Consider the following 24,432-nt stretch of genomic DNA (forward strand, 5'->3'; position numbering starts at 1 on the left):
AGCGGCCGCAAGCAGCATTGAGTCTGCTACAGGGTTAATAGAAGCAACACGCAACGCGCGGAGCCCGCGGGTTTGAAAAGTTAAAAAGGTGCCGGCAGCATGGGGTAATGCTGCCGGTTATTTAAAAATTACCGCGAATATATATATGTTATTGATTAATAAGCTTTAACCTGTCCTGCTATATTTCTGCAAAATTAAACAAAAAAATTCAAAATTAATCCTAAAGCTTTATTTTGGTCTGCCGATACAGATTATAGGGGAACTGTATTAGTGACCTTGTTTTAACCGGATGGTGGGGACCGGATGGTTAAAATCACAATACGCATGCTGTTTAACCGCAGGGGTGGGGTAACCACTGCAGTCAAAGCAGTTCTGTTAAAATTGGAGGCTACATATGGCTTTATATGTCAATACTAACGTAAGCTCGTTAAACGGCCAGCGTCAGCTAATGAACAGTGGTAATGCGCTGGATACGTCGTTTAAACGCTTATCATCCGGTTTACGGATCAACAGCGCTGCAGATGACTCTGCAGGTTTACAAATTAGCAACCGTTTATCCGGCCAGATCAATGGTCTTAACCAGGGTATCCGTAATGCCAACGACGGTATTTCATTAGCGCAAACTGCTGAAGGCGCGATGGAAGAGGTTACATCAATGTTCCAGCGTGTGCGCACGCTGGCACAGCAAGCGTCAAATGGTTCAAATACTGACGAAGACCGTTTGGCGATACAAGAAGAGATTCGTTCACTAATGAGCGAAGTAAACCGTGTGGCCAAAGATACCACGTTTGGCGGTCAGAACCTTCTGGATGGCACCTATGATGCTAAGTTTCAAGTAGGCGCGGACGCGGTTCAGACTATAGGCTTTTCAATGCAAAATGTTGGTGGCACCGCTGCTATCAACAGCTTGAGTGCTAACGCTGGCTTTACCCTGTCGGGTATCGCGGGTATTGCATCGGCAGTTACCGGTAAAGCACTATCAGCCAGCTTAGCGAATATCAGTGATACTTATACCGCAGCAGCGGGTGATTTTGATTTTGCCGCTACCTTTGTTGCCACGTCTATCTCGGTATCAAGCCAGACTAATGCGCAGGCAGTACTTGCTGGTATGGATTCGTTGATAGCGGTGGTGGATAAAAAACGTGCTGAACTGGGTGCGGTGCAAAACCGGTTTCAGTCTACCATTCGTAACCAGGCTAATATCGCTGAAAACCTGTCTGGCGCCCGTAGTCGGATCCAGGATGCGGATTTTGCTGCTGAAACTGCAGCATTAACTCGTAACCAAATTTTGCAGCAAGCCAGTACAACTATCCTGTCTCAGGCTAACCAGCGTCCGCAGGTAGCTCTGTCGCTGTTAGGATAAGCTATAGTTAGTTGGCCAGTATCTTGCTGGCCAACAGCTTTACTTTGGAGGTTTTTATGTCTGTGGAGTCATTATTTGCCAAAGACAGCCGCATTGCAGACATGGTAGAAAGAACAGCCACAGCGAAATCTGTGCAATCTGAGCCGGCACTGCGACAACAGGATGCTAATGTTGCTGATAAATTAACAATTGCTGCGCAAGCTGAAAAAGCGGCACTGGTTAAATCTGAGCAATTGAGGCAAGAAGAGCAAGATAACGAACCAGCGTCTGCGGTATCATTTGATAATAATCAAATCCGGCAAACGCTGGAACAGATTAACAAAGTTATACCAATAGCTAATACCAAGCTGGTGTTTGAATTTGATGAATTAGGCGATCCGCCAGTCATTAAAGTGATAGATAAAACCAGTAATGAACTGATCCGCGAAATCCCATCGCAAGATTTAGTCAAAGTGGCTAAAGCTTTCAGTGAAATGGCCGATAATTTAACTAAGGCAGGCGCATTGATTAATTTTCAGGCCTGATACAAAAACTCAGGAGTATGCTGTTATGGCAACTATCACTTCAGCTGGTGTCGGTTCAGGTTTAGACCTGGAGAGCATCATTCAGGCAACGGTTAACGCTGAAGATTTGCCGCGCATGAAACGGTTTGAGGAAACTAAAACCCGTTTCAATGTTGAGTTGTCTGGCGTAGGTGCGGTTAAATCGTCGTTGTCGGCTTTTCAGGATATTATCAAAAAATTAGCTGACCCTGATAACTTCACTAAGCGCAGTAACACTATTACGCAACCTGCTTCCGGTGAAATAATTTCAGTAGCCTCCAATAGCAGCGCCACTCCCGGTAATTTCAATATTAAAGTAAACCAGTTAGCCCAGGGCAGCCGGGCGACTACGAATGCAGCTTTTACCACGCCGACTGATGTGGTCACTGCAGCTGGCGGTAAACTGACTATTGCTGCTGGTAGCAAAAGCTTTGAGGTAGATGTCGCTGCAGGTGCTACGTTGGAAGAGATACGGGCGGCAATTAACGATTCAGCAGATAATTTTGGTGTGTCGGTAAATATTATTAACACAGGTGGCGCAACGCCAGAAGCTAAGTTAGTCATCGGCTCAAATGTCAGCGGTGCGGGTAACGACTTAATAATCACCAATGACAATGCCGAACTGGACAGCATTTCTACCACAGCTTTTGGCGGTGGCGCAGGTGGCTTAACTATTGCTGTTGCCGACCAGGCGCGTGATGCCATTATTGAAGTAGATGGGATTGCTGTTAATAGCTCAACAAATATTTTTAAAGACGCTGTGCAGGATCTTACTATTACTGCTAAAAAAATCAGCGAAGGCACCGAAACCGCTAGACTAACAGTTGATTTCGATAAAGGCGGCGTTGAGAAACTTATCGATGAATTTATCACTGCCTATAACAATGCTATAGGAACCATTGAGTACCATACTTCAGCTGGTGCGGCTTTGTATGGCGACTCTGCGATGCGTGGTTTAAAAAATCAACTTACGAATACTCTGTCCACGGTGGTAAGTGGTGCTGGTGGATTTGAAACCTTATTTGATGTGGGTATTGGTCTGACAAAAGAGGGCAAATTAGAAAAAAGCTCATTGGTGCGTAGTGTCAATGAGGCCTTAACTTCAAATTATGCCGATGTTGGTAAATTATTCTCGGAAGAGGGTGGTTTGGCAACAAATTTTAAAGCTTTACTGGAAACTCAGCTGGATGCAAAAGGCGGTTTTAAATTCCGTGAAGACTCGCTGAATAAATCATTGCGTCAACTTGAAGACGACAAATCCTCACATGATTACAGAATGACGCAACTTGAAGCGGGTTTACGGGCGAAATATGCCAGTCTGGACGTGCTGATCGCGCAAATGCAAAGTACGGGCAGTTATATTACCCAGCAACTAGCCAATTTACCTGGCTTCACCAGCAACAAAAAATAACTGTAAGGAGTATCGCGAATGAGTAGCGCCAAATTAAAGTTTTACCAAAAAGAAGCCACTAAAACGCAACTGGCAGAGGCTTCTCCTTATCAGGTTATTCAGATGTTGATGGCGGGCGTTATGGATAATCTTGCTTTGGCAAAGGGAGCTTTGCAGCGTAAAGACTATGAAGCCAAAGCCAAAGTACTATCTAAAGCATCGGCGATTATTGACTCACTACGCTCATGCCTGGATGAAGCAGTTTCGCCGGAGTTGGCCGGCAACTTATATGCCTTATACAGTTATATGATTGAGCGTTTAATTGACGCTAGTGTTGAAAAAGAAAGTACTGACGCAATAGATGAAGTCGCTGATCTGTTCCGGCAAATTAAATCAGCTTGGGATGAAATTCCGTTTAGCGCTCAGCAGCAGGCTGAAGTGCAGCGTTCGGTGCCGCATGCAAATGTTGGCTGATATGCAGCTTGCCCAGCAACAACTTGCTGAAATAGAACTGCTGATTACGCAAGAACAATACATAGCAGCAACAGAGCAGGTGGGTGATTTGCAAAAATTGTTGCAACAGTTGTTTTCGCAACTGAATTCTTCAGATATGCAATCTCGCCAACAGTTGCAGCAACTGTCAGAAAATTTTTTAATGCTTTTATCTGGCCTGGATAATGAGCGGCAGAAAATAAAGGATAGCATCAGCCAAATAGCTGCGGTAAAGTCTGGGAATAAGATTAGTAAAACCTACCAGATAGATTAATTTATGACTGACTTAGAACAACTGTTGCAACAGGCTGAAAATAGCCTGTCTTACTTAATGCAGCAAGGTGAGCGGGAGCGGCAGTTTGCGGATGAATCCCGCTTACGTTTTGATAAAAATCTAAGTACATTTGAAAAGTATTATCCTGATATTGCAAACAGCATTAAGACATTTAAGCCAAGACAAGATTTTAGGATATTAGTGACGTCTTCTGGGATGGGTAATTTTGTGCCATCGCATTCTAAGGTACCTATTTACTCAGATAATCCACTAGAGCAAACTCAACAACAGCTAGATAAAAACACAACAAAGGGCTACTACAGTTACACCCAATATAACTATGCTGTAAATGACAATGACCACCGTATTCATAGCCAATTTATGTCTAAGTTAAGTGTTGTCATTCGGAAATACAGCAATAAGTCGCTTCAATTACTCTCTGTTTTGCCCGAGCATTTTCCTTCAGCAATGATATTTGGCATTGGCTTAGGTTATGTCGTTACTGAGCTGCTAAATCGTCATAGTTTTGATTATATATTTATTAATGAACCTGATTTAGAAGTGTTTTACGCTAGTATGTTTTGTACTGATTGGAAAGACATAATAGAGTCTGTTGATAATAATGGTGGTACGCTTTTTTTTCAGGTTGGTCTTAGTGTTGAGGATTTCTTCTCCGCTATTTATAGCCTGGCAGCCGACATTGGTGCTTTTTCAATAGTCAGGTCCTTTTGTTATCAACATTATCCGTCTATTGAAGTAAATAAACAGATCTCTGCATTCTTCAACCGATATCCAGAATTGCAAGCGGGGTTTGGTTTCTATAATGATGCCGTTACCGGGTTGGCTCATTGTCTTGTTAATTATAAGAATAAAGCCAATTTCTTTTTACGCAAGGGAGATAAAAAGTATATCCAATATCCTGTCGCAGTTGTTGGTAATGGGCCTTCTCTGGATAGTGCTGTAGAAGTATTACGGCAGATCCAGGATAAAATAGTCATATTTGCTTGTGGCACAGCAATAGGTTCGTTAGCAAAGTACGGTATTAAAGCAGACTTTCATGTATTGGTTGAAAGAACAAAAACTACCTATGATGCACTATTAGATATTCTTGGTCCTTCTTATTACGCTGATTTAAATCTTCTCTCTGTGGATGTTATTTATCCGGATATAATTGATTTATATAAGTGGGTAGGTTTAGGATTAAAGGGACCGGAATCAGCAACTGTTTTTACCCAGTTGATGACGATGAGGTATCACCGAAAAATCATGGCATCATTGCCATATCCCGGCCCTTTGGTTGCAAATACGGGTCTCTCATTTGCGTTTATGTTCGGCTTTTCAGAGGTGTACCTGTTTGGCGTTGATAATGGTTACTTAGCTGGTAAAACGCATTCTGATAACAGTATTTATGCAACAAATGAAGAATATAAGAAAGGTGTACGTACCGATGCTAACATAAACCTGAAGGGAAACCTTTCTCAAGACGTTAAAACCACCAGCCTTCTCTTTACAGCCCAATTGCAGATGGAAAAGCTAGTCGAAACAGATAAGAAAATTAGTGTATACAACGTTGGTGAGGGCGCTTTTATTAAAGGTGCGTTACCACTGACTGACGAAGATGTGTTTTTAAGTAATAAAAATACTAGTAAATATGAAGTCGTCGACTCTTTGAAATCGAGTTTTTTCTTTAAGCCTAACTTTGAATCAGTTGAAAATTTTCTTAGTTTGAATTTTTTTGATGAAATTTGTTGTCACTTAAATGAAATTGCTAGCGAAAGTTTTTCCACGAGAAAAGAAGCTTCAGATATATTAAAGCGCCAATCTAGATATCTTTATGCATTAAGGAAAACTCAGTATTCGCATTTGTTTTATATGTTGAAAGGATCTTTGCTGTATTATCACTGCCCGATGATAACAGCGCTGTATCAGTATGAAGATGATACGGTTTCTCTAGCATTATTTGACGAGCTTTTATGTTTGTGGCGTGATTATGTAGAAGCAATGCGGGTGGACTTTAAAGAAAGCTGGAATAAGAAATGTGACTTAGGTATGGCTGAACTTATTAAAATTTTAAATGTTCAGTCCTGACCAATCTACTCTTTGGTAACCAACTTTCCGGGCCTTATTTCGAGTTCAAAGTCCGGAAGGTAACCGTACTGTTTAAAAGTATCATCGAGCTCACACAACGAGAATAGTAAACGGGTAAACTGCTTAGTGCCATGTGATTTATTAATAAGCATCGGTACAGCAGCACATTGCGAAGGTATCCAATTAAATTGTATTGCGTTGCTGTTATCACCTAAAACAATGTTACCTCCGGCTGAGCCGAAGCTGGTAGTGGATGACACCAGCGACGAAACACTCTGCGTATGGTCACAGTTTTGATCCAGCAGAAACGTCTCTGCTGTTGCGCCCCCTTGCCAGACTTTAAGTTGTGCAGGATGCTGTAAATGCTTCATATTAACTGTCATAACGCCTAAACGTATTGTCGCTTCAATGCGATTTATGTGGCCCAAATGATAATGAATGCTCAATTTCTCTTCTTGCTTGCTTAACTTAAGTGTTTTTACCAAAGTAAATTCAGCTGTTTTGAGTTGAGCTGAGATTATATAATTGTCTGCATCCTCAGACAGTATCGGTGTTACCCATTCTAGATCTGTTATTCGGCGACGTTGACCAGGTAATTCGATAACAATACCACCGGAGTAAAAGTCGGCTGCAAGGTCTATAGTATCGAACTCACCTTGGTGATGGGTTGTGATTAGTGGTTTAAATTGCCAGCTGCGAAAAGCAAGGCTATCAATGGCAATGCCACGACGTAGATTAATGGATAATTTAATATCGTCTGTTTGGCAGTGCCAGTAAAAATTTTCCGAGTCTTTTCGAATTTGTAAGTTACTTAATTGTGGCAATGCTTTGATACTGTTCTCTAATTTCTTTTCTGGCATTTGTGTCAATGGTACTAATTTATTTAAACAATTCTGCCATCTCGATGCCGTAATATGTGTTCGCAAGTCACTCGACCAGAACTCGCATAATTCTCGCCACAAATGTGGATCTGATTCGTTTTCGATTTGCTGGAATCTTTTATGGCAGAGAGTATTTAACCAGACATTATTGCGTCCAGCCGCAGCCCAACGATTAATATTATATTTTGCCTGCTTTTTTACAGGTACTGGGTGGCGAATTGATGTAAGTTGTTTTTTCTCAAAACTTTTCGTTAAGCTAGCGGAAAGAGCCGCTGAAGGTGCAATAAAATTAACGTCCATTTTATCTTGTAAGTGTTTGATAATCCCAAGTAGTCTATTCCACTCACCTTCAGGATGCATGCTGCCTTCGGTGCTAAAACGTCCGGGGCGGTAATCAAATATTTCGGCATCATTGGCATAAATAGCTAGTGGTAATTGATCTGATTTCATCCGCTGCTCAACATATGCAAAATATTGTGTAAGAGGGATATCGCCATGAACGGCACGTTGTAAACGTTGAAATAGAACAGAGTCTGACCAGAGGACAGCAATATTATTATTGCCATTATTTCCCAAAGCGTGAGTCGGTAATTCAGTGTCTGACACATTCAGTGACAATTTTATATTATCTCTGTCCATTATCATGCCGCTGTAATTGAAATTATTATAGAGCTCAACCAAGCTGCTCGAAAACGCCATTTCGTTTACTAAGACAATAGAAGGAGTATAGTTTAGGTGTTTTTTATATGCTTCCAAAGCGAGTTGCTGATTCCATAAGTTTACCTTGTAAGGTACCAGCGGGCCTATTAACTGGCTCCAGCCACTACCAATTAACTCACAGCGTTGCTCCGCAAGCAGCTCACGTAATTGCTTGATCCAGGCGGGGTCAATTAACGATATTTGCTCCATCGTCCAAGCTGTCATTTCAACCCCAATAGGTATTTTGCTCAGTCTTATCAGTTCCAGTAAAGGCCAGTAGCATTGTTTGATTACCGTGCTGCGGGCTTCTTCCGGTATAGAAGAAAATGCAAGATTGAGATGAAAAAACAGAAAAGCTTGCTTCATTATTTCCTCAGCAGTGATGCAACACATTGCTGCAATCTTGAACCATTAGCATTTGCTAGTTTGGCGCGAGCTGCTTTAGCGATGTTATTGGCTAGTTCGTCAGACTCGAGCAATTGCTGTAATTGTATTATTGCATCATGCTCGTCAGCTGCGACTAAGGCAACTTGTTGCCGGCGTACCTCCATGAGTTCTGCATCATCTTTATGGTTGTATGGAGAAAACACCACGGTTGGTACGCCATAATACAGCAATTCAAAAAAACTTACGCCATACAAGGTAATGGCAAAGCTGGCTTTATTCATTAAGTTTGTGAGACTGGAAGGGGCGTGATGAATTATTATCTCCCTTTGTGTCATCTCTGGTAAAGCCGGCGCACTTGCAAACGGTCCTCTTACCCAGTGTAGGGTTAAATGCTGTGGTAACTTTTTATCTAATTCCTGTAACCAGTGATCACCGAGCTTTGTTGTATCTGCACCGCCAGTTAATAGTAATACTGCATTATTTTTATCAGTCACAACGTCTTTCGATACCTTCAAAAGAAAACTGTCCCAACCAAATATGCTGGTTTTCTGTTGCGCTGAGCTTAGCTTTGCATTTGGACGAAACGACGGGGTGTAAATCATATCGAGCAATTCGTGAAATTCAGCTAATGCATCAATAGCAATAGTTGCAATCTTTTGTGCTTTGAGTTGAATAAGCAATTCAGGCAAATCAACAGGCACATGATGTGGTTGCAGATCAAAAATGACAAGGTCACAATGCGAAACGACAAGTTTTCTGATGTGTGTGCTAAGTGGCTGTGTCAGTGTTATTTTGCATACAGTGAGATAGTTTTCAAACGTCTGCACTAAGCCTTCATCGCACTGCAGCAGCAATGTTAATGAATAACCACTCAGATGTAATGCTTCTGCGGCGACTAGCGTTCTGCTTAAGTGTCCAAGTCCGATATGCTGACCGGCCTGACACACTAGCAGAATATGTTGCGGGTGATTGTCAGCCATGTACGGGTTTAAGAGTAGAGCGTGTTGATTTTAGAGGGCGCAGGCCATCTTCTGGATCTGCCCGCCAGGCACGATCCGGCTGTTCAGAGGCTACAGGTACTTTTATGCCGTCGCCATCTGCCAGACAGGCTTTTTTGACATCAGTTATAACCTGACCAATTTGTTCAGGCAGCCAGCAATGTCCTGTTGAATATTCATCACCTTTGCCATCTAAATCGAGGTGAAACTCTATTGCCGACGCATCAAAGTGGTGGATTGCTCGATGGATCACTCCCGGTTCAACGGTATGATCTGACCAGCCAACTTTACAGCCTGTTACGTTACGCAAAGTCTCTATCGCTGCGAGATTTGCTTGAATATAAGGTGTTGGATAGGCCGAAGTACAATGCAGTAATGTTAGATCTGTACAACCATTTTGTTGTAGTACCTCTACTGCGTGCCGGATCTCATCTAGTGTTGCCATGCCGGTAGACAGAACGATCGGCTTAGCTGTTTTGGCGCATTGGATTAACAATGCATCCCATAGTAATTCATAGGATGCAATTTTATAAAAATCTACAAATGGTTCCAGCTCTGTCACGGCGTCAAGATAAAATGGTGTGCAGCAGAAAGCAATTTGGCGCTGCTGACAACGTTTTGCCAGTTCAGGTAAGAATTCTACGGGTAACTCCCAGGCTTCCCTGTCTAACAGGCTTGGCTTAAATATCAGGGCTTCAGTTGAAAAAAGTTCACGTAATTTAAACAACTGGAATTTAACTGCATCACACCCTATGTCTGCCGACGCATCAATAAAATTCAGGCAGCGCTGCAAATCACGAGCGTGGTTGCTGGAGACTTCTGCAATAAACTGGACCATGCTATATTTTCCTTGATTAGACGTCTTTTGTTATTTCAATGTTGAGTACACTGGTAACTTCTATCATGCTTTTTCTAGCGGCGTCTTTGTTCGCACCGGTGGTAATAACCCAGCAAAAACGGCTTCCGTTATCAATGTATTCAGTTACAAGATCACCCACTTGCTTAGTTAGAATAATGATTTCAACTCCGGGGATTTGTTCAGCTCGCTCAAGGCCATTGATAGCCGATATTTGTCCTCTCGTCGGGAATATGCCACTGCAGATTGCAGTTTTATGGATTTTATCCTGCAGAAGGTCAGTATTAAGTTGTCTACCCAATGATATTTCCATAACGGCTTTTATTGGATCTTTACCACTGCTAAGCGGTGTAGTGTATTGAGAGTGAAAACCACCACTTAACCGAGCTGTCATTTCCAGGATCATTGGTCCTTGTGCTGTCCAAATCATATCAGCTTTTGCCGGGCCAAATTCAATCCCTAACGAACGTGCTGCAGCATCAACTACCTTGTAAATCTGTTGTTGTTGCTCTACCGGCAATACTGATGGGTCAATGTGGGCGGTTTCAATATGAAAAGGATGAAAACCAAATTCCCGATCTGCCATACCGACATGATAGTGTTTGCCGTTCCAAATAATGGTTTCAACGCTTTGTTCATTACCGACAACATATTGTTCCACAATAGCGCTACCTGTACGCGAGGCTGCTTTGGCATTTTCCAGCGCTTGAGGAAGTTGATCTAAGCAATCAATTTTCATACTGCCACGTGATGCAGCGTTATCAACAGCTTTGATCATGGCGGGAAAGCCTGTTGTTTCCAAAACAGTTTTAGCTTCGTCCAGTGTGGTTACTTCTGCACCATATGGTGTGGGGATACCATCTTGCAGCCAGCGTTGTTTCATCAGCACTTTATTATTTGAACGACGAGCGACTTCAGCAGGAATGCCGGGCAAACCAAGCGCATTTGTAATTTCTGCAACAGTAACTGCAACATCTGAGCCTGCAAAAACTGCTTTAAGATTAAGTCTTTGCTGATTCTCTGTTGCGAAACGTACATGCCCATCTATATCTTTAGAATCAATAACCGCTGTTTCATCACAATACGCAAAGCCCGGTGCATCTGGGTTTCTATCGGTAGCAACAACATAAAGTCCTAACGCTTTGGCAGTTTTGATAGCAGGGATCTGCATAATACCAGCACTTACAATTAATATAGATTCTCTTGCCTGATTATTCATTGATCTGTTCTCTTCATTATAGTTTCAGGTTTTATTAACCACATCGCCAAGGTATCACCAGAGCCTGTTTGTTTAGCAAGCTTGTCCATAGCACCCTTGTTGGGTTGTGTTACCTGACCACTGTTATTTCCACTGCCGAATCGTATGAACTGCCGAAGGGCAAACCCTGCCCGGTTGCACAGCTGCACTAGTGTGTCAAAAGGGAATAAATTGAGATGCTCTACCGGCATCAGATAGCGCCAATCAGAGCCAAAAGCATCAGAAATCTCTCCTGTTACGGGAGTTTCAAGTAATAACCAGCCACCAGGTGATAGCAGTTCATAGGCTTTTCTAAGGTAAGCTTCCGGTTCCAGAACATGTTCTATTAAATGCCACATAGTAACAATATCGTAGAGGCCATCGTGTTGCAGAAAATCCTGCTGGTAACAATTAAAACCATGTTGCCTTGCTACATTTAAACAGTCTGCACTGGCATCAATCCCTGTCAATGTACAAGCGCCATAATCTCGCATCATCTGCAAAAATTGTCCGGTGGCGCAACCGACATCAAGAATATTTTTGTCTCTAAATGCCGACGTTTTTATCCCCAAATCATCAAACGTGAAAACTTTATCTCTAGCAAAAACCTGATAGCCGTCATCACTTAGATATACTGATTCGCTTGACTTTAATTTTTGATAAGTAGCATAAAAAGCGGCAATTTCATCGCTTGATGGATAGGGGTGTTGCCTTAACACGTGGCACCGTGCGCACTTAACATATTTATATTTGCCTTTTGTCAGTTGCGCGCTGATATCCGCACTCTGACAAATGCCACAACAACTAACTGCAATTGTAATGTCGTTCATTGCCGTCGCCTTGTTCAGAGCTTTATTAATAAAGTTAAAACAAAAAAGAGACTGTTCAAACAGCTTGATAATTTGTGACAATAAAACATTTCATAATGCTCCGAACATTAATTTGGCATAAATGTTACAAATGGAATTGATCCACTTTATAATCTAAATAATTAGCTGCAAGTGTAAATGCAATTTTTATAATTTAAATTTTAACTGGCCTGAAATTATCTTTTTTGTGCATATATAACAATCTCCCGTCCAATTCCTAGCTGCGATAAAGATGAGTATAAATCTAGTAACAATTGTTCGTTACCGCTCGCGACAAGGCTTTGCTCGAAGTGCATGCGTTTAGCATGACAAGCCCTGCCTACATCATCCTGACCAATATAGTTTTCTCCCATCAGCAAAAACATATCGATTGGGAAGGTGCTTTCTTTGTGCAAGATATCAAAGCCGCAACGACTGATTAAAGATGATAGCGATGTAAAGTTGAAATAATTTAAATGATGTGGTGGAGCTACCCACCACTGTGGAAACCCATTATGCTTACTAAGAATTTGTTGAAACGGATTGAAGTCGTTTGGCACGATCACACATATCAACCCACCAGTACTTAGCTGATTATGTGCAAGTTGTAGTAGTGCGGCAGGATCGGGGATGTGCTCCAGAACCAAACTTAAATTAATAACATCCACATTACCGAAAGTGGATGCTGTTTCGGCAGTAAAAAAACCGTTAAAGATATCCAGCCCCAGCTGACAACTAAAAGCAGCCGCCTTCTCAGAAGGTTCAATGCCAAAAGTTCTCCAATTGAGCGATTTTCCTTTTAATAAAAAGTACCCTGGTCCTGACCCTATATCTAAAATACTTCGTTGCGATGGCTTAAGATATTTGGCAAACATACTATAACGTTGCTCGTATACCTGGTTCCACCAAGCAAGGTCTTGTTGGTAACGTTCCAGGTATAAAGGCTTTTCCTGATTATAATAATCATGTTGATAAACAGTCGCCAGTTCATCTGTTGTTGGTAAAGGGATTGCGTGGTTAAAGCCACAATAATCGCAAGAAATTACATCAAAACCATTCGCATGGCTTAACACTTCACCGTGATGTTGGTGCCAATTAATCTTAGGCTTTACTGAGCTCATAATTGAAAGTCTCTTTTACTCTGCGCCAGACTGTTGTAATGCGTTAAACATCCATTCAGCACGCTGCCAATCCTCCGTCGTATCAATATCCTGCACCAGATAACGTGGCAGAATATAGGCTATTGCAGCCTCCGAAAATGCAGGCGTTTGTTCATGCACTGCCTTAACTGTTGACCAGTAAAATTGGCCTGCATCATGAAAAGCAGGTTCAAGGTCTTGTGAGCGTGTCATATAATGTTCAGGTTGAAACATACTAACCGTTCCATCGGCGGACAATTTTATGGCCCGCTGAATTGGAAAAGGAAAGGATGTAACACTGAACACTACGGATTTTTTGCTTTTTTGCAGCAAACAAAGACTTTTCATCAAATCTGTTGCTTGTACAAACGCGGCCGTTGCATATATCGTACATACGAATTGGGGCTTGGCAATATTCCGTTCTACCCACTCGCACGCATGTTTTACAACTAAGCCTGTGCCGGTGTAATCATCTGACAATTCTTCCGGACGGATAAACGGCACCTCTGCACCATAGTGCTGGGCAATTTTGGCAATTTCAGCATCGTCGGTCGATACAATTACATGGTCAAAACAACCACTTGCCAGAGCCGCCTCTATTGACCATGCAATCATTGGCTTGCCACAGAACAACTTAATATTCTTGCGGGGTATACGCTTACTACCGCCGCGTGCAGGAATAATAGCTATGTTCATTTGAGCAACTCCGCTAATGTATCTGCGATAAATTGCTGTTGCTCGCCGGTTAGTTCCGGAAACATCGGCAGGCTGATAATGCGCTCATAAAAATCCTCGGCCAGCGGAAAATCGCCCCAATCAAACCCTAATTGCTGATAGTAAGGTTGGGTGTGGATAGGAATATAATGCACATTCACGCCAATGCCGGCCTCGCGCAGGCCATCAAACACCGCTTTACGTTTGGTTTTGTCATCCAGCCGGATAATATATAAATGCCAGGCGCTGATATTAATATCATCTAATGCCGGTAAGCCCAGTGGCAGCGATGTTAGCAAACGGTCGTAGTTGGCGGCCAGCAACTGGCGTTTTTGAATAATCGGCAGCAGGCGCAGGCTCTGGCTTAAGCCTAATGCGGCTTGCAGATCGGTCATGCGGTAGTTAAAACCCAACAGCAATTGCTGATAATACCAGGCGCCGTGCGCCGGCTCGGTCATCAGGTTTTCGTCGCGGCTAATACCGTGGCTGCGCAGTAAGCGCATTTTGTCGGCCAGCTCTGTGTTGTTAGTCAGTGCCATGCCGCCTTCAGCGGTTGTAATAATTTTTACCGGATGAAAGCTGAATACCGTAATGTCGCTGTAACGGCAGTTGCCTACCGGTTCATCCTGATAGCTGGCACCCACTGCATGCGAGGCATCTTCAATTAGGCTGAAACCAAATTCATTTGCCAGATAATGTATTTGCTGCATATCGCAGCTGGCACCGGCCAGATGCACCGGTATCACCACCTGGGGCAGGGTGTCGTTGCTGCGCGCCAGCTCAAGCTTTTGCCGCAGTTTATCTACTGCCATATTGCCGCTGTCGGGCTCTATATCGACAAAATCCACAGTGGCACCGCAGTAGCGCGCACAATTGGCTGAGGCGACAAAGCTGACCGGCGAGGTCCAAACGCGGCTGCCAGGGCCTACGCCCAGCGCTAAACAGGCAATGTGCAGTGCAGAGGTGGCGCTGTTTACCGCCACTGCATGCTGCGCGGTAGTCAGCTCACACAAGCGTTGTTCAAAGGCCGGCATTGCCGGTCCCTGGGTTAAAAATTCGCTTTGCAGTACTTCTGTAACCGCATCAATATCAGCCTGACTGATGTGCTGACGGCCATAGGGGATCACGACATGGCATCCTGATTAAACTGACGCATTTGTTCCACGCTGAGAAAATCCGGATTGCTGTCAGACACATACTCAAAGCCAGGTTGCACCAGCTTGCCGTTTTCGTTTAAAGCATTGCTGGAAAAATCGTTACTGCGGTTAAAAAATTTAATCGCCGGCGCAATCACAAAGTGATCATCAAATTCAAAGGTATGATAAGACATGTCACCTGGGCACATCATTTCATGCAGCTTTTCGCCCGGGCGGATACCGATTTCTTTTATCGGCAAGTCCGGCGCCATGGCTTTGGCCAGATCGACTATGCGTATAGAGGGGATTTTGGGTACGAAAATTTCGCCACCAAGCATCCGCTCAAAGTTTTTCAGCACGAAATCGACGCCCTGCTGCAGGCTGATCCAAAATCTTGTCATATCCGGGTGTGTAATTGGAATATGGTCATTACCGTTATTAATCAGTTGCTGAAAAAACGGGACTACTGAGCCGCGTGAACCTACTACATTGCCGTAGCGCACCACCGAAAAGCGCGGCCTGCTGCCACCTGTCATATTATTGGCGGCGATAAATAACTTATCCGATGCCAGCTTAGTGGCGCCATACAAGTTTACAGGGTTTGCGGCTTTATCAGTTGACAGCGCAATCACTTTTTCAACATTGGTTTCGATAGCTGCATTGATCACGTTTTCTGCACCATTGATGTTGGTGCGGATGCATTCGGTTGGGTTATATTCTGCAGCTGGCACTTGCTTGAGCGCTGCGGCATGGATGACATAGTCCACGCCGTGCATAGCCCGAATTAAACGGTGTTCGTCGCGAACATCACCGATAAAGTAACGCATACAGCTCTGGTTAAATATTTGCTGCATCTCGTACTGCTTTAATTCGTCCCGAGAATAGATAATGATTTTTTTCGGCTTATAGCGTGTCAGTAGCGTCTCAGTATACTTATGGCCAAATGAGCCGGTACCGCCGGTAATTAGTATGGTTTTGCCATCAAACATAAGTCGCCCTCGACAAGCACTGTATCTGAAAATGTAATGTAAAGACCTTAGCATAAACCGTGCCGAAACAGCTAACGTATTCAGTTTAAACACTTTAATACTAAACTACTTTGCTATCTTTGTACGGTATTTATTTACTGGCCGCCAGCAACAGGATTGACTAAACTATAACCAGTATTTAAACAAAGTGGTGGTGGTATGAAACTAAATGCGGCGGGAAGTCTGAATACGTTAAACCAGACACAGTTACAGCAAGAGAATTTATTAAAAAAACTTGCAACAGCCAAACGTATTAACAGTGCTGCAGATGATGCCGCAGGTCTGCAAATAGCCAATCGCTTAACCAGCACGATAAATGAAGCCAGCCAGGGCCAGCGTAATTTGTATGATGGCATAGGCCTGGCGCAGGTGTATGAACAAAGCCTGCAAAATATCAACAGCGATTTATCTGAGGTGAGTACCTTGTCTGTTGCGGCAGGTAATGGCATTTACACCGATGCTGATCGCGCCGCGCTGCAGCAGCAAGCTCAGGGCTACCTCGACAATGCGCAAAACACGCTGCAAACCGCTAGTTTTGGTGGCGTCTCGCTGTTTAACGATAAGGATATCGCTTTTAATAGCGGCCAGAGCAATCTTAACCTTAAAGTTGAAGATGTCGGCGCGGCTCTTGCTTCACAAAATGTGTTTAATATTGATCTGACGACTCAGGCCGGTGCTGCCGCAGCTAATACCACTCTGAAACAGGCCACTGAGTATGTCAGCGGCTTGCAGGCCGAGGCCGGCGCCAGCATTAACAGCTTTGCGGCGCAGGCGCGTAACCTGAACAACCAGCAAATTAATCAGGCGCAGGCCAGAAGCCGTATAGAAGATGCCGATTTTGCCGATGCCAGTGCTAAGAAGGCCTCGGCCGATGTGTTGGCCAATGCAGCCCTTAGTGTGCGCTCACAAGCGAGGATTAGCCAGGAGCAGGCACTGCAGTTATTGGCTTAAAGTTAGTTTTACGCTATTTTTTTGACGCAGCGTCAAAAAAATAGCGTTTTTTCTTGCATGCTGGCTTTCAGTTAGTACAATGTTTAAAAATACAATAAAAAGCATTGGCATGGCGCAAACCCCCTTATTGTACATCGTTGATGAGCAGCCTGAGCGTAGCAGCAGATTAAGCACGGTATTAAGCTTTATAAATGAGCCTCATCAGTGTTTAAGCCCTGCTCAGCTGGAGCAGCGCTTGGCTGCACCAGAGCCCGCGGTGGTGTTGCTCGGTGCCTTATCACTGCAAAATGCTGACAGTTTAATCCAACGTTATCCGGCAACGGCTTTTTTGCTGCTGGGGCAGACGCAACAATCTCTTCTGCAATACGCTAATGCCGTGGGCTTGCTGGCCGAACCCTTTGCCTATGCTTCATTGACGCAATTGCTGCGCGACAGCCAACAGTACCATCGTTTGTTGCCGCTGCAGCGCCAGGAAAACAATACAAAATTTGACGGTATGGTGGGTAACTCTGACGCCATGCAGCAAGTGCGGTTCTTAATTGCGCAAGTGGCGAAAACCGATGCCAACGTGTTAGTGCTGGGGCCTTCAGGCACCGGTAAAGAAGTGGTAGCACGCAATATTCATTTGTTATCGCACCGTGCCAATGGGCCTTTTGTACCGATTAACTGTGGCGCTATACCTGCCGAGCTATTGGAAAGCGAACTGTTCGGACACGAAAAAGGCGCTTTTACCGGGGCTATTTCTACCCGTAAAGGTCGGTTTGAGCTGGCGCAGGGCGGCACCTTGTTTCTGGATGAAATAGGCGATATGCCGCTAAACATGCAGGTTAAATTACTGCGTGTACTGCAAGAGCGTACCTATGAGCGGGTAGGCGGTACCACAGCAATTAAAGCTGATGTGCGTATTGTGGCTGCGACACACCGTGATTTAGAGCAAATGATTGCCAGTGACAGTTTTCGTGAAGATTTATATTACCGTTTAAATGTATTTCCAATTGATACGCCAGCACTGGCGCAGCGGCCGGAAGATTTGCCTGTTTTGGTACAGGAGTTGATTCGCCGGCTGAGCAGCAGCCATGAAGCGCAGGTTAAGTTTACCGAGCATGCTATGCAAAGCCTTCAGTTACACAGCTGGCCAGGCAATGTGCGCGAGCTGGCCAATTTGCTGGAGCGGATGGTAATTATGTATCCGGATCAGGTGGTTGATGTGGCAGAGTTGCCGCAAAAGTACCGGCATCTGGATGTCGACAGCTATGTACCGCAATACCCGGAGAGCCTGCAGGAACGTGATTTGCTGAATGAAATGTTTCAGGGGGCTGATGACGATACTGATGACTTTAGCGATACAGCAGACTTTAGCGATGACACGGCAGTGCAGCAATTACCAGAGCAGGGGTTAGATTTAAAAGAATACCTGGCTGAGCTTGAGATCCGCTTTATTTCACAAGCGCTGGAACGGCATGAGTTTGTTGTGGCCCGCGCTGCTGAAGTGCTGGGGTTGCGTCGTACAACTCTGGTTGAAAAAATGCGTAAATATAATCTGGGTAAAGACGAGTAATTATAGCTGTCAGTGAATTGACACAGCTAACATTTTGAAATAAAACAATTTTATCATGGCATAAAGTCTGCATTGTACTTCCAGGATGTAAGTTACCCGGGGGTATTTATGACAACGGCCAATGCTTACGAGCTATCGCCAGCTGGCCAGAGCCGTCAGCACCTCAACACACCGCAACAGGCTCAGAGCAGCAGTGCTCAGCGTACATCACTGCATTTAATTCACACCGAGTTGCAAGATCCGGTGCTGCATGCGTTGCCAGCTGCGGTGATCCTGTTAGACCAGCGGGGGATGGTGTATCAGGCTAACCCTTATGCAATCAATATGTTAGGTGAGCCGCTGGTAGGGCAGCAGTGGTTTAACCTGATTAAACGTTGTTTTCGCCCGCGCAGTGATGATGGATTGGAAGTGTCGTTAAAAGACGGTCGAAGGGTGAAACTGCAGATCAGTGCTTTGCTAACCCAAACCGCATACACCCAACCCGGCCAGTTGATTATGTTGACCGATCTCACTCAAACCCGGCAATTACAAAGCCGGCTCAGTCATATGCAGCGTTTGTCTGCGCTGGGTAAGATGATGGCGTCGTTGGCGCACCAGATCCGTACCCCCTTGTCGGCTGCCATGTTGTACGCACAAAACCTGTCCAACCCGCGTATTACGTTACAACAGCAACAACATTTTCAACATAAGCTGCAATCGCGCTTGCAGGACCTGGAACAGCAACTAAATGATATGTTGTTATTTGCCCGGCCTGACAGTGCTCAGGCGGTTAGTGTTTTGAGTACAACAGAGCTGGCCGCTGCTGTGCAGGCGGCGGCAGAAGCCTGCATTAGTGCCGCAGGGGCGCGGTTTACCACACAGCTACCAGAGCAACCTGTGTATATTCTGGGCAACCAGAATGCGCTTTGTGGTGCTCTGATGAATCTGATCCAAAACAGTCTTCAGGCAGCCGGTGTAACGGCGGAGATTTCACTGCGCATGGCAGCAGACAGCGATAAAGCAGGTAATCTCACTATCAGTGTTAGTGATAATGGCCCGGGTGTACCTGCACAATTGCAAGCTAATTTGTTTGAGCCCTTTGTTACCGGGCGCTCGGATGGCAACGGCCTTGGCCTTGCAGTAGTGCAGGCAGTAGCGGCTTCTCATCAGGGCTCAGTAAGCTATCACACCGCGAGCAATGGCGGGGCCTGTTTTGAGATAACGTTGCCACAGCATAACATGCAGGGAGATACGCTATGACACAGCAGATATTACTGGTGGAAGACGATGCCGGTTTACGCGAAGCCTTGCAGGATACACTGCAGTTAGCCCAGTATCAGGTGCTAAGCGCCTGCAGTGCAGAAGAGGCATTGTTGTTACTTAAGCAACACAAGGTGCAACTTGTGGTAAGTGATGTGCAGATGGGCGGAGTGTCTGGTCTGATACTGCTAAAAACCCTGCGTGAGCATTATCCGAACCTGCCGGTACTGATGATGACAGCGTATGCCACAGTGCAAGCGGCGGTAGAGGCCATAAGGCTTGGCGCTGTAGACTATCTGGCAAAACCATTTTCGCCCGAGGTACTGGTTAGCACCGTTGGCCGTTATGTTATGGCAAATACCGCCAGTAGTGTTGAGCCTGTGGTTGCATCCCCTGCCAGCAAACAGTTACTTACCCTGTGTGCCAAAGTGGCTAAAACGGATGCCAGCGTTATGATTAGCGGGCCCAGCGGCTCGGGCAAAGAAGTGCTGGCGCGATATATTCATCAGTTGTCAGGCCGCAGCAGTGGCCCTTTTGTAGCCATAAATTGCGCAGCTATACCGGATAATATGCTGGAGTCTACCTTGTTCGGTTACGAAAAAGGTGCCTTTACCGGTGCGATAAATGCCTGCCCGGGCAAGTTTGAACAAGCCCAGCAAGGCACCTTATTGCTGGACGAAATAACTGAGATGGACCTGAATTTACAAGCAAAATTGCTACGTGTGCTGCAAGAGCGCGAAGTAGAGCGTTTAGGTGCACGAAAAACCATTAAACTGGACGTGCGCATTCTGGCCACCAGTAACCGGGACTTACGTCAGGCTGTTGTGCAGGGCCATTTTCGTGAAGACTTATTTTACCGGCTGAATGTGTTTCCGCTGGCGTGGCCGGCACTGAGTGAAAGGCCTGAAGACATTGTGCCTTTGGCACGGCACTTACTGACGCGCCATGCAGCAGCGTCCGGTCGACCTGGTGCACGCTTAGCGGCAGATGCAGAGCAGTGCCTGACGCAATATCATTGGCCTGGTAATGTGCGCGAACTGGACAATGTTATGCAACGTGCGCTTATTATTGCCAGCTCTGATGACATCGGTGCTGCTGATATTATGTTGCAGCAGCTTGATTTAGCGCAGGTAAGCGGCGTAGATAACCTGCCGGCACTACCGCCATCCGCGGCGGCAACAAATGCAGCACAGCCTGACGAAAGTACAACTGACAACGCCAATTTTAAACATAGCGTGCACCAGCAAGAGCATCGTATTATTCTGGCCACGCTGCGTGAATGTGCTTTTCGCCGTGCCGATGTGGCACGCAAACTGGGCATCAGTGACCGTACTTTACGCTATAAATTGGCGCGAATGCGTGAATCGGGTATTGATATCCCAGCCTGATAGCTGCTGCATTAGTTAAAAGCCCTTGCTTGCAAATAATCAAGGGCTTTTTGTTTTAAATCAATAATTTAAAATTGGCACAACTCCTGCTATAACCTGTGTACTCTTTGCGACAGCAAAATTTTGACAGGTGACGCTATGAATATCAAAGGTCAGGCTCTATACGCGGAAATGCAATCGCTGGCCTCTCAGGCCAGAACGGTTGGCGCTGAGCTAAAACTGCAGAACAATGCTGAAGTTAATCCCAGTCAGTCTGACTTTGGCAGCATGTTTAAAGACGCGCTAAGCCATGTTAACGGCTTGCAGCAACAGACGGGTAAGATGCGTACCGCATTTGAAATGGGTGACCCAAACATGTCGCTGGCTCAGGTAATGATAGCCAGCCAAAAATCATCACTGGCGTTTGAAGCTACCGTTCAGGTACGTAATAAGCTGGTAGAAGCCTACAAAGACATTATGTCGATGCCGGTATAACGGAGGATTAAGCAGTGGCTGACAATCAATCCACCGAGCTGGCGCTAAGCAGCGACAACTTTAACAGTGGTAACAGTACTGAGCAGCAAGAGCAGAAATCCGGTTTTATCGGCTCTTTGGGTGGCACAGATTTAGTGCGGCAGATCACCATGATTGTGGCGCTGACCATCTGTCTGGCGATTGCTATTCTGATAATTATGTGGGCGCGCCAACCTGAAATGCGACCGCTGGGAACCTTTCAAACACAAGAGCTTATCCAGACGCTTGATCATCTGGATGCACAAAAGATCCCCTATTCATTGGAAGGCAATGTTATCTACATTGCCGAAGATCAATTCCAGAATGTGCGCTTGTCATTAACCCGTGCCGGCCTTAAGCAAGAGCCGTCTAATGGCACTGAGTTTTTGCTACAGGATAGTGGTTTTGGTGTGAGCCAGCGCTTGGAGATGGAGCGCTTAAAGCACAGCCGTGAGCAGCAACTGGCCCGCACTATTGAAGAGTTGCAAAGTGTTTCCCGCGCGCGCGTGTTGCTGGCAATACCAAAAGAAAACGTGTTTGCCCGGGCAGAAAAACTGCCCAGCGCCACGGTGTTGGTAACGGCACGCGGCGGTACCGTGATCCGTGATAGCGAAGTAGACGCTATCGTTGATATTGTTGCCTCTGCCGTGCAGGGATTATCGCCATCACGGGTTACCGTAACCGACCAGAACGGCCGCTTACTCAATAGCGGTTCACAAGACGCCAGTTCAGCCCGTTCACGCAAAGAATACGAATTGCAGCGCACCCGGGAAGAAGAGTACCGTCAGAAGGTTGACTCTATTTTAATGCCGGTGCTGGGCTATGGAAACTACACCGCGCAAGTCGATTTACATATGGATTTTACCGCCACCGAACAAACGCAAAAACGTTTTAACCCCGACTTGCCGGCGGTGCGCAGTGAGATGACCATTGAAGAAAATACCGTTGGCGGCTCAAGTGGTGGTATTCCCGGCGCCTTGTCAAATCAGCCGCCGCTAAATTCGAATATTCCTGAGCAGGCAACAGGTGGCGGCGCACAACCCGTAATACCCGGGCGTAACAGCAAAGAAGCCACCCGCAATTACGAGCTGGATACCACCATTAGCCATATTTCACAGCAAAGTGGTGTCATTCGCCGTTTGAGCGTGTCAGTGGCTATTGATTACAAAGCCAATGCCAATGGCGAGCCTGAAGCCCGTACCCAGGCTGAACTGGCTAATATTCGCCGCTTGCTGCAAGGCGGTGTCGGTTTTGATGCTCAGCGTGGTGATATGCTTGAAGTTATTTCCGTGCCCTTTATGCGTGATGAAGTAATAGAGCCGCCACAGCCCAATTTTTATGAAGAAGAGTGGTTTTTACGCGTGGTGCGCCTGGCTATCGGTGGCCTGATTATTATTGTGCTGATCCTGGCAGTGGTTAAACCGATGCTGAAAAAACTGATTTATCCGGAAGACACCAAAGATACCTATGATGATAATGCCTTGAGTTCTGGTTTAGATCTGGGTGATGACACCATTGATATGCTCAGCTCTACCTTTGATGAAAATGCCGTAGGTTTCGCTGCAGATGGTACACTGATGTTACCGGATCTACATGGTGATGATGATCTATTACGCGCAGTGCGGGCTCTGGTTGCTAATGAGCCGGAACTGTCTTCTCTGGTCGTGAAAAATTGGTTGGCTGAAGATGAGTAGCATAGAAGCAACAAAGCCTGCGTTTGATGTAGGCAAACTGGACGGTGTTGAAAAAGCCGCGATCTTATTGCTGAGTTTATCAGAGGAAGATGCCGCGCAGATTTTAAAACACTTAGAGCCAAAGCAGGTACAAAAAGTCGGTCTGGCGATGGCACAGATGACCGATCTTAATCAGGCGAAAATCTCTGCCGTACACCGTTTGTTTATTGAACAAATCCAAAACTTCAGCACCATCGGCTTCCAGAGTGAAGAGTTTATTAAGCGTGCTCTTACCGCCGCGCTGGGCGAAGAAAAAGCCGCCAATCTGATTGACCAGATTGTCTTGGGTGGTGGCGCAAAAGGCTTAGACTCACTGAAGTGGATGGACTCTAAACAGGTTGCCAACATTATTCGCAACGAACACCCGCAAATTCAGACTATCGTGTTGTCTTATCTCGAACCGGAGCAATCTGCAGAAATATTGTCGCAGTTCCCGGAAAAAGTGCGGCTGGATTTAACCATGCGTATCGCCAATCTTGAAGAAGTACAGCCGGCTGCGTTGCAGGAGCTAAACGAGATTATGGAGAAACAATTTGCCGGTCAGGCGGGTACGCAAACCGCGAAAATGGGTGGCTTAAAAGCCGCGGCCGATATCCTCAACTACATGGATACCAACATTGAAGGCCAGCTGATGGATTCTATTCGTGAGCATGACGAAGAAATGGCGCAGCAAATTCAGGATCTGATGTTTGTGTTTGAAAACCTGATAGATGTTGATGACCGCGGCATTCAGGCACTGTTGCGTGAAATACAACAAGACGTGTTGATGAAAGCGCTCAAAGGTACTGACGAGAATCTGAAAGAGAAAATTCTGAAAAACATGTCGAAACGGGCAGCAGAATTACTGCAGGATGATCTGGAAGCCATGGGGCCGGTGCGGGTTAGCGACGTTGAAGCCGCGCAAAAAGAAATCCTGTCGATTGCCCGTCGTTTATCTGATGCCGGTGAAATTATGCTGGGCAGTGGCGGTGGCGATGACTTCCTGTAAGGTAGATTGAG

At 45.3% G+C, this 24,432-nt stretch carries 22 protein-coding genes; 13 read left to right on the plus strand and 9 right to left on the minus strand.

From position 1 onward, the window contains the following. The first annotated feature begins 394 nt into the window (after window positions 1-394). Genes ACYVIC_RS12700 through ACYVIC_RS12725 form a run of 6 tightly spaced genes read left to right on the plus strand, consistent with a single transcriptional unit; the run spans window position 395 to window position 6,149 of the window. Entirely contained in the window at window positions 395-1,363 is a 969-nt protein-coding gene (locus ACYVIC_RS12700; protein ID WP_460860480.1) for a flagellin N-terminal helical domain-containing protein, read from the plus strand. Window positions 1,364-1,419: 56 nt separating this feature from the next. After that, complete coding sequence (locus tag ACYVIC_RS12705; protein WP_460860482.1) at window positions 1,420-1,887, plus strand: flagellar protein FlaG; 468 nt, start codon at window positions 1,420-1,422, stop codon at window positions 1,885-1,887. A gap of 25 nt (window positions 1,888-1,912) precedes the next feature. Next, a complete protein-coding gene (fliD, locus tag ACYVIC_RS12710) occupies window positions 1,913-3,316 on the plus strand; it encodes a flagellar filament capping protein FliD (RefSeq protein ID WP_460860484.1) in 1,404 nt (467 codons plus the stop codon). Window positions 3,317-3,334: 18 nt separating this feature from the next. After that, window positions 3,335-3,769 carry a flagellar export chaperone FliS gene (gene fliS, locus ACYVIC_RS12715; RefSeq protein ID WP_460860486.1) on the plus strand — a complete coding sequence of 145 codons (435 nt, stop codon included), beginning with the start codon at window positions 3,335-3,337 and terminating at the stop codon, window positions 3,767-3,769. Next, window positions 3,753-4,061 carry a hypothetical protein gene (locus ACYVIC_RS12720; RefSeq protein ID WP_460860487.1) on the plus strand — a complete coding sequence of 103 codons (309 nt, stop codon included), beginning with the start codon at window positions 3,753-3,755 and terminating at the stop codon, window positions 4,059-4,061. The genes fliS and ACYVIC_RS12720 overlap by 17 nt, the downstream gene beginning before the upstream one ends. 3 nt (window positions 4,062-4,064) lie before the next feature. Beyond that, window positions 4,065-6,149, plus strand: a complete 2,085-nt coding sequence (locus tag ACYVIC_RS12725; protein ID WP_460860489.1) for a motility associated factor glycosyltransferase family protein — start codon at window positions 4,065-4,067, stop codon at window positions 6,147-6,149. Between the two features lie 5 nt (window positions 6,150-6,154). On the opposite strand, the gene ACYVIC_RS12730 is transcribed toward ACYVIC_RS12725, so the two are convergent. The 9 genes from ACYVIC_RS12730 to pseB all read right to left on the minus strand — a co-directional run bounded on the left by ACYVIC_RS12730 (window position 6,155) and on the right by pseB (window position 16,033). Then, a complete protein-coding gene (locus ACYVIC_RS12730; protein ID WP_460860491.1) occupies window positions 6,155-8,095 on the minus strand; it encodes a hypothetical protein in 1,941 nt (646 codons plus the stop codon). Continuing rightward, a complete protein-coding gene (locus ACYVIC_RS12735) occupies window positions 8,095-9,096 on the minus strand; it encodes a hypothetical protein (RefSeq protein WP_460860492.1) in 1,002 nt (333 codons plus the stop codon). Before ACYVIC_RS12735 ends, ACYVIC_RS12730 begins: the two co-directional genes overlap by 1 nt. Next, the gene (locus ACYVIC_RS12740; protein WP_460860494.1) at window positions 9,089-9,952 is read right to left on the minus strand and encodes an N-acetylneuraminate synthase family protein; all 864 of its coding nucleotides are present in this window, start codon (window positions 9,950-9,952) and stop codon (window positions 9,089-9,091) included. The genes ACYVIC_RS12735 and ACYVIC_RS12740 overlap by 8 nt, the downstream gene beginning before the upstream one ends. A 16-nt stretch (window positions 9,953-9,968) precedes the next feature. Then, entirely contained in the window at window positions 9,969-11,189 is a 1,221-nt protein-coding gene (locus ACYVIC_RS12745) for an ATP-grasp domain-containing protein (protein ID WP_460860496.1), read from the minus strand. Beyond that, on the minus strand, window positions 11,186-12,037 hold the full coding sequence (locus ACYVIC_RS12750) for a class I SAM-dependent methyltransferase (protein ID WP_460860498.1): 852 nt from the start codon (window positions 12,035-12,037) through the stop codon (window positions 11,186-11,188). The genes ACYVIC_RS12745 and ACYVIC_RS12750 overlap by 4 nt, the downstream gene beginning before the upstream one ends. Before the next feature lie 215 nt (window positions 12,038-12,252). Beyond that, window positions 12,253-13,176, minus strand: coding sequence for a class I SAM-dependent methyltransferase (locus ACYVIC_RS12755; RefSeq protein ID WP_460860499.1), 924 nt, complete (start codon window positions 13,174-13,176; stop codon window positions 12,253-12,255). 15 nt (window positions 13,177-13,191) lie between these two features. Beyond that, window positions 13,192-13,890, minus strand: a complete 699-nt coding sequence (gene pseF / locus ACYVIC_RS12760) for a pseudaminic acid cytidylyltransferase (protein ID WP_460860500.1) — start codon at window positions 13,888-13,890, stop codon at window positions 13,192-13,194. Beyond that, entirely contained in the window at window positions 13,887-15,035 is a 1,149-nt protein-coding gene (gene pseC / locus ACYVIC_RS12765; protein ID WP_460860502.1) for a UDP-4-amino-4,6-dideoxy-N-acetyl-beta-L-altrosamine transaminase, read from the minus strand. Before pseC ends, pseF begins: the two co-directional genes overlap by 4 nt. Continuing rightward, entirely contained in the window at window positions 15,032-16,033 is a 1,002-nt protein-coding gene (pseB, locus tag ACYVIC_RS12770) for a UDP-N-acetylglucosamine 4,6-dehydratase (inverting) (RefSeq protein ID WP_460860503.1), read from the minus strand. Before pseB ends, pseC begins: the two co-directional genes overlap by 4 nt. 198 nt (window positions 16,034-16,231) lie before the next feature. Here pseB and ACYVIC_RS12775 point away from each other — a divergent pair, with 198 nt between their 5' ends. The 7 genes from ACYVIC_RS12775 (at window position 16,232) to fliG (ending at window position 24,421) form a co-directional block, all read left to right on the plus strand. Continuing rightward, window positions 16,232-17,023: a flagellin gene (locus tag ACYVIC_RS12775; protein ID WP_460860504.1), complete on the plus strand. Its 792-nt coding sequence runs from the start codon at window positions 16,232-16,234 to the stop codon at window positions 17,021-17,023. A 79-nt stretch (window positions 17,024-17,102) separates the two neighbouring features. Further along, complete coding sequence (locus tag ACYVIC_RS12780) at window positions 17,103-18,581, plus strand: sigma-54 dependent transcriptional regulator (RefSeq protein ID WP_460860506.1); 1,479 nt, start codon at window positions 17,103-17,105, stop codon at window positions 18,579-18,581. A 108-nt stretch (window positions 18,582-18,689) separates the two neighbouring features. Then, window positions 18,690-19,820: a sensor histidine kinase gene (locus tag ACYVIC_RS12785; protein WP_460860508.1), complete on the plus strand. Its 1,131-nt coding sequence runs from the start codon at window positions 18,690-18,692 to the stop codon at window positions 19,818-19,820. After that, complete coding sequence (locus ACYVIC_RS12790; protein WP_460860510.1) at window positions 19,817-21,208, plus strand: sigma-54-dependent transcriptional regulator; 1,392 nt, start codon at window positions 19,817-19,819, stop codon at window positions 21,206-21,208. The genes ACYVIC_RS12785 and ACYVIC_RS12790 overlap by 4 nt, the downstream gene beginning before the upstream one ends. A gap of 138 nt (window positions 21,209-21,346) precedes the next feature. Then, window positions 21,347-21,682 carry a flagellar hook-basal body complex protein FliE gene (gene fliE / locus ACYVIC_RS12795; protein WP_460860513.1) on the plus strand — a complete coding sequence of 112 codons (336 nt, stop codon included), beginning with the start codon at window positions 21,347-21,349 and terminating at the stop codon, window positions 21,680-21,682. 14 nt (window positions 21,683-21,696) lie between these two features. Then, entirely contained in the window at window positions 21,697-23,394 is a 1,698-nt protein-coding gene (gene fliF, locus ACYVIC_RS12800; RefSeq protein WP_460860515.1) for a flagellar basal-body MS-ring/collar protein FliF, read from the plus strand. Then, window positions 23,387-24,421 (plus strand): flagellar motor switch protein FliG, encoded by a 1,035-nt coding sequence (gene fliG / locus ACYVIC_RS12805; RefSeq protein ID WP_460860516.1) that lies wholly within the window; start codon window positions 23,387-23,389, stop codon window positions 24,419-24,421. Before fliF ends, fliG begins: the two co-directional genes overlap by 8 nt. Window positions 24,422-24,432: the final 11 nt, after the last annotated feature.

Source organism: Rheinheimera gaetbuli (genome assembly GCF_054781935.1).

Bases quoted from the DNA above. Each gene is read 5' to 3' on its own strand.
- ACYVIC_RS12705 (WP_460860482.1), top strand. From the start codon at position 1,420: ATGTCTGTGGAGTCATTATTTGCCAAAGACAGCCGCATTGCAGACATG.
- ACYVIC_RS12745 (WP_460860496.1), bottom strand. From the start codon at position 11,189: ATGAATAATCAGGCAAGAGAATCTATATTAATTGTAAGTGCTGGTATT.
- ACYVIC_RS12720 (WP_460860487.1), top strand. From the start codon at position 3,753: ATGCAAATGTTGGCTGATATGCAGCTTGCCCAGCAACAACTTGCTGAA.
- ACYVIC_RS12740 (WP_460860494.1), bottom strand. From the start codon at position 9,952: ATGGTCCAGTTTATTGCAGAAGTCTCCAGCAACCACGCTCGTGATTTG.
- ACYVIC_RS12700 (WP_460860480.1), top strand. From the start codon at position 395: ATGGCTTTATATGTCAATACTAACGTAAGCTCGTTAAACGGCCAGCGT.
- ACYVIC_RS12730 (WP_460860491.1), bottom strand. From the start codon at position 8,095: ATGAAGCAAGCTTTTCTGTTTTTTCATCTCAATCTTGCATTTTCTTCT.
- ACYVIC_RS12725 (WP_460860489.1), top strand. From the start codon at position 4,065: ATGACTGACTTAGAACAACTGTTGCAACAGGCTGAAAATAGCCTGTCT.
- fliD (WP_460860484.1), top strand. From the start codon at position 1,913: ATGGCAACTATCACTTCAGCTGGTGTCGGTTCAGGTTTAGACCTGGAG.
- ACYVIC_RS12790 (WP_460860510.1), top strand. From the start codon at position 19,817: ATGACACAGCAGATATTACTGGTGGAAGACGATGCCGGTTTACGCGAA.
- fliG (WP_460860516.1), top strand. From the start codon at position 23,387: ATGAGTAGCATAGAAGCAACAAAGCCTGCGTTTGATGTAGGCAAACTG.
- fliS (WP_460860486.1), top strand. From the start codon at position 3,335: ATGAGTAGCGCCAAATTAAAGTTTTACCAAAAAGAAGCCACTAAAACG.
- ACYVIC_RS12750 (WP_460860498.1), bottom strand. From the start codon at position 12,037: ATGAACGACATTACAATTGCAGTTAGTTGTTGTGGCATTTGTCAGAGT.
- fliE (WP_460860513.1), top strand. From the start codon at position 21,347: ATGAATATCAAAGGTCAGGCTCTATACGCGGAAATGCAATCGCTGGCC.
- ACYVIC_RS12780 (WP_460860506.1), top strand. From the start codon at position 17,103: ATGTTTAAAAATACAATAAAAAGCATTGGCATGGCGCAAACCCCCTTA.
- ACYVIC_RS12735 (WP_460860492.1), bottom strand. From the start codon at position 9,096: ATGGCTGACAATCACCCGCAACATATTCTGCTAGTGTGTCAGGCCGGT.
- ACYVIC_RS12785 (WP_460860508.1), top strand. From the start codon at position 18,690: ATGACAACGGCCAATGCTTACGAGCTATCGCCAGCTGGCCAGAGCCGT.
- ACYVIC_RS12755 (WP_460860499.1), bottom strand. From the start codon at position 13,176: ATGAGCTCAGTAAAGCCTAAGATTAATTGGCACCAACATCACGGTGAA.
- pseB (WP_460860503.1), bottom strand. From the start codon at position 16,033: ATGTTTGATGGCAAAACCATACTAATTACCGGCGGTACCGGCTCATTT.
- ACYVIC_RS12775 (WP_460860504.1), top strand. From the start codon at position 16,232: ATGAAACTAAATGCGGCGGGAAGTCTGAATACGTTAAACCAGACACAG.
- pseF (WP_460860500.1), bottom strand. From the start codon at position 13,890: ATGAACATAGCTATTATTCCTGCACGCGGCGGTAGTAAGCGTATACCC.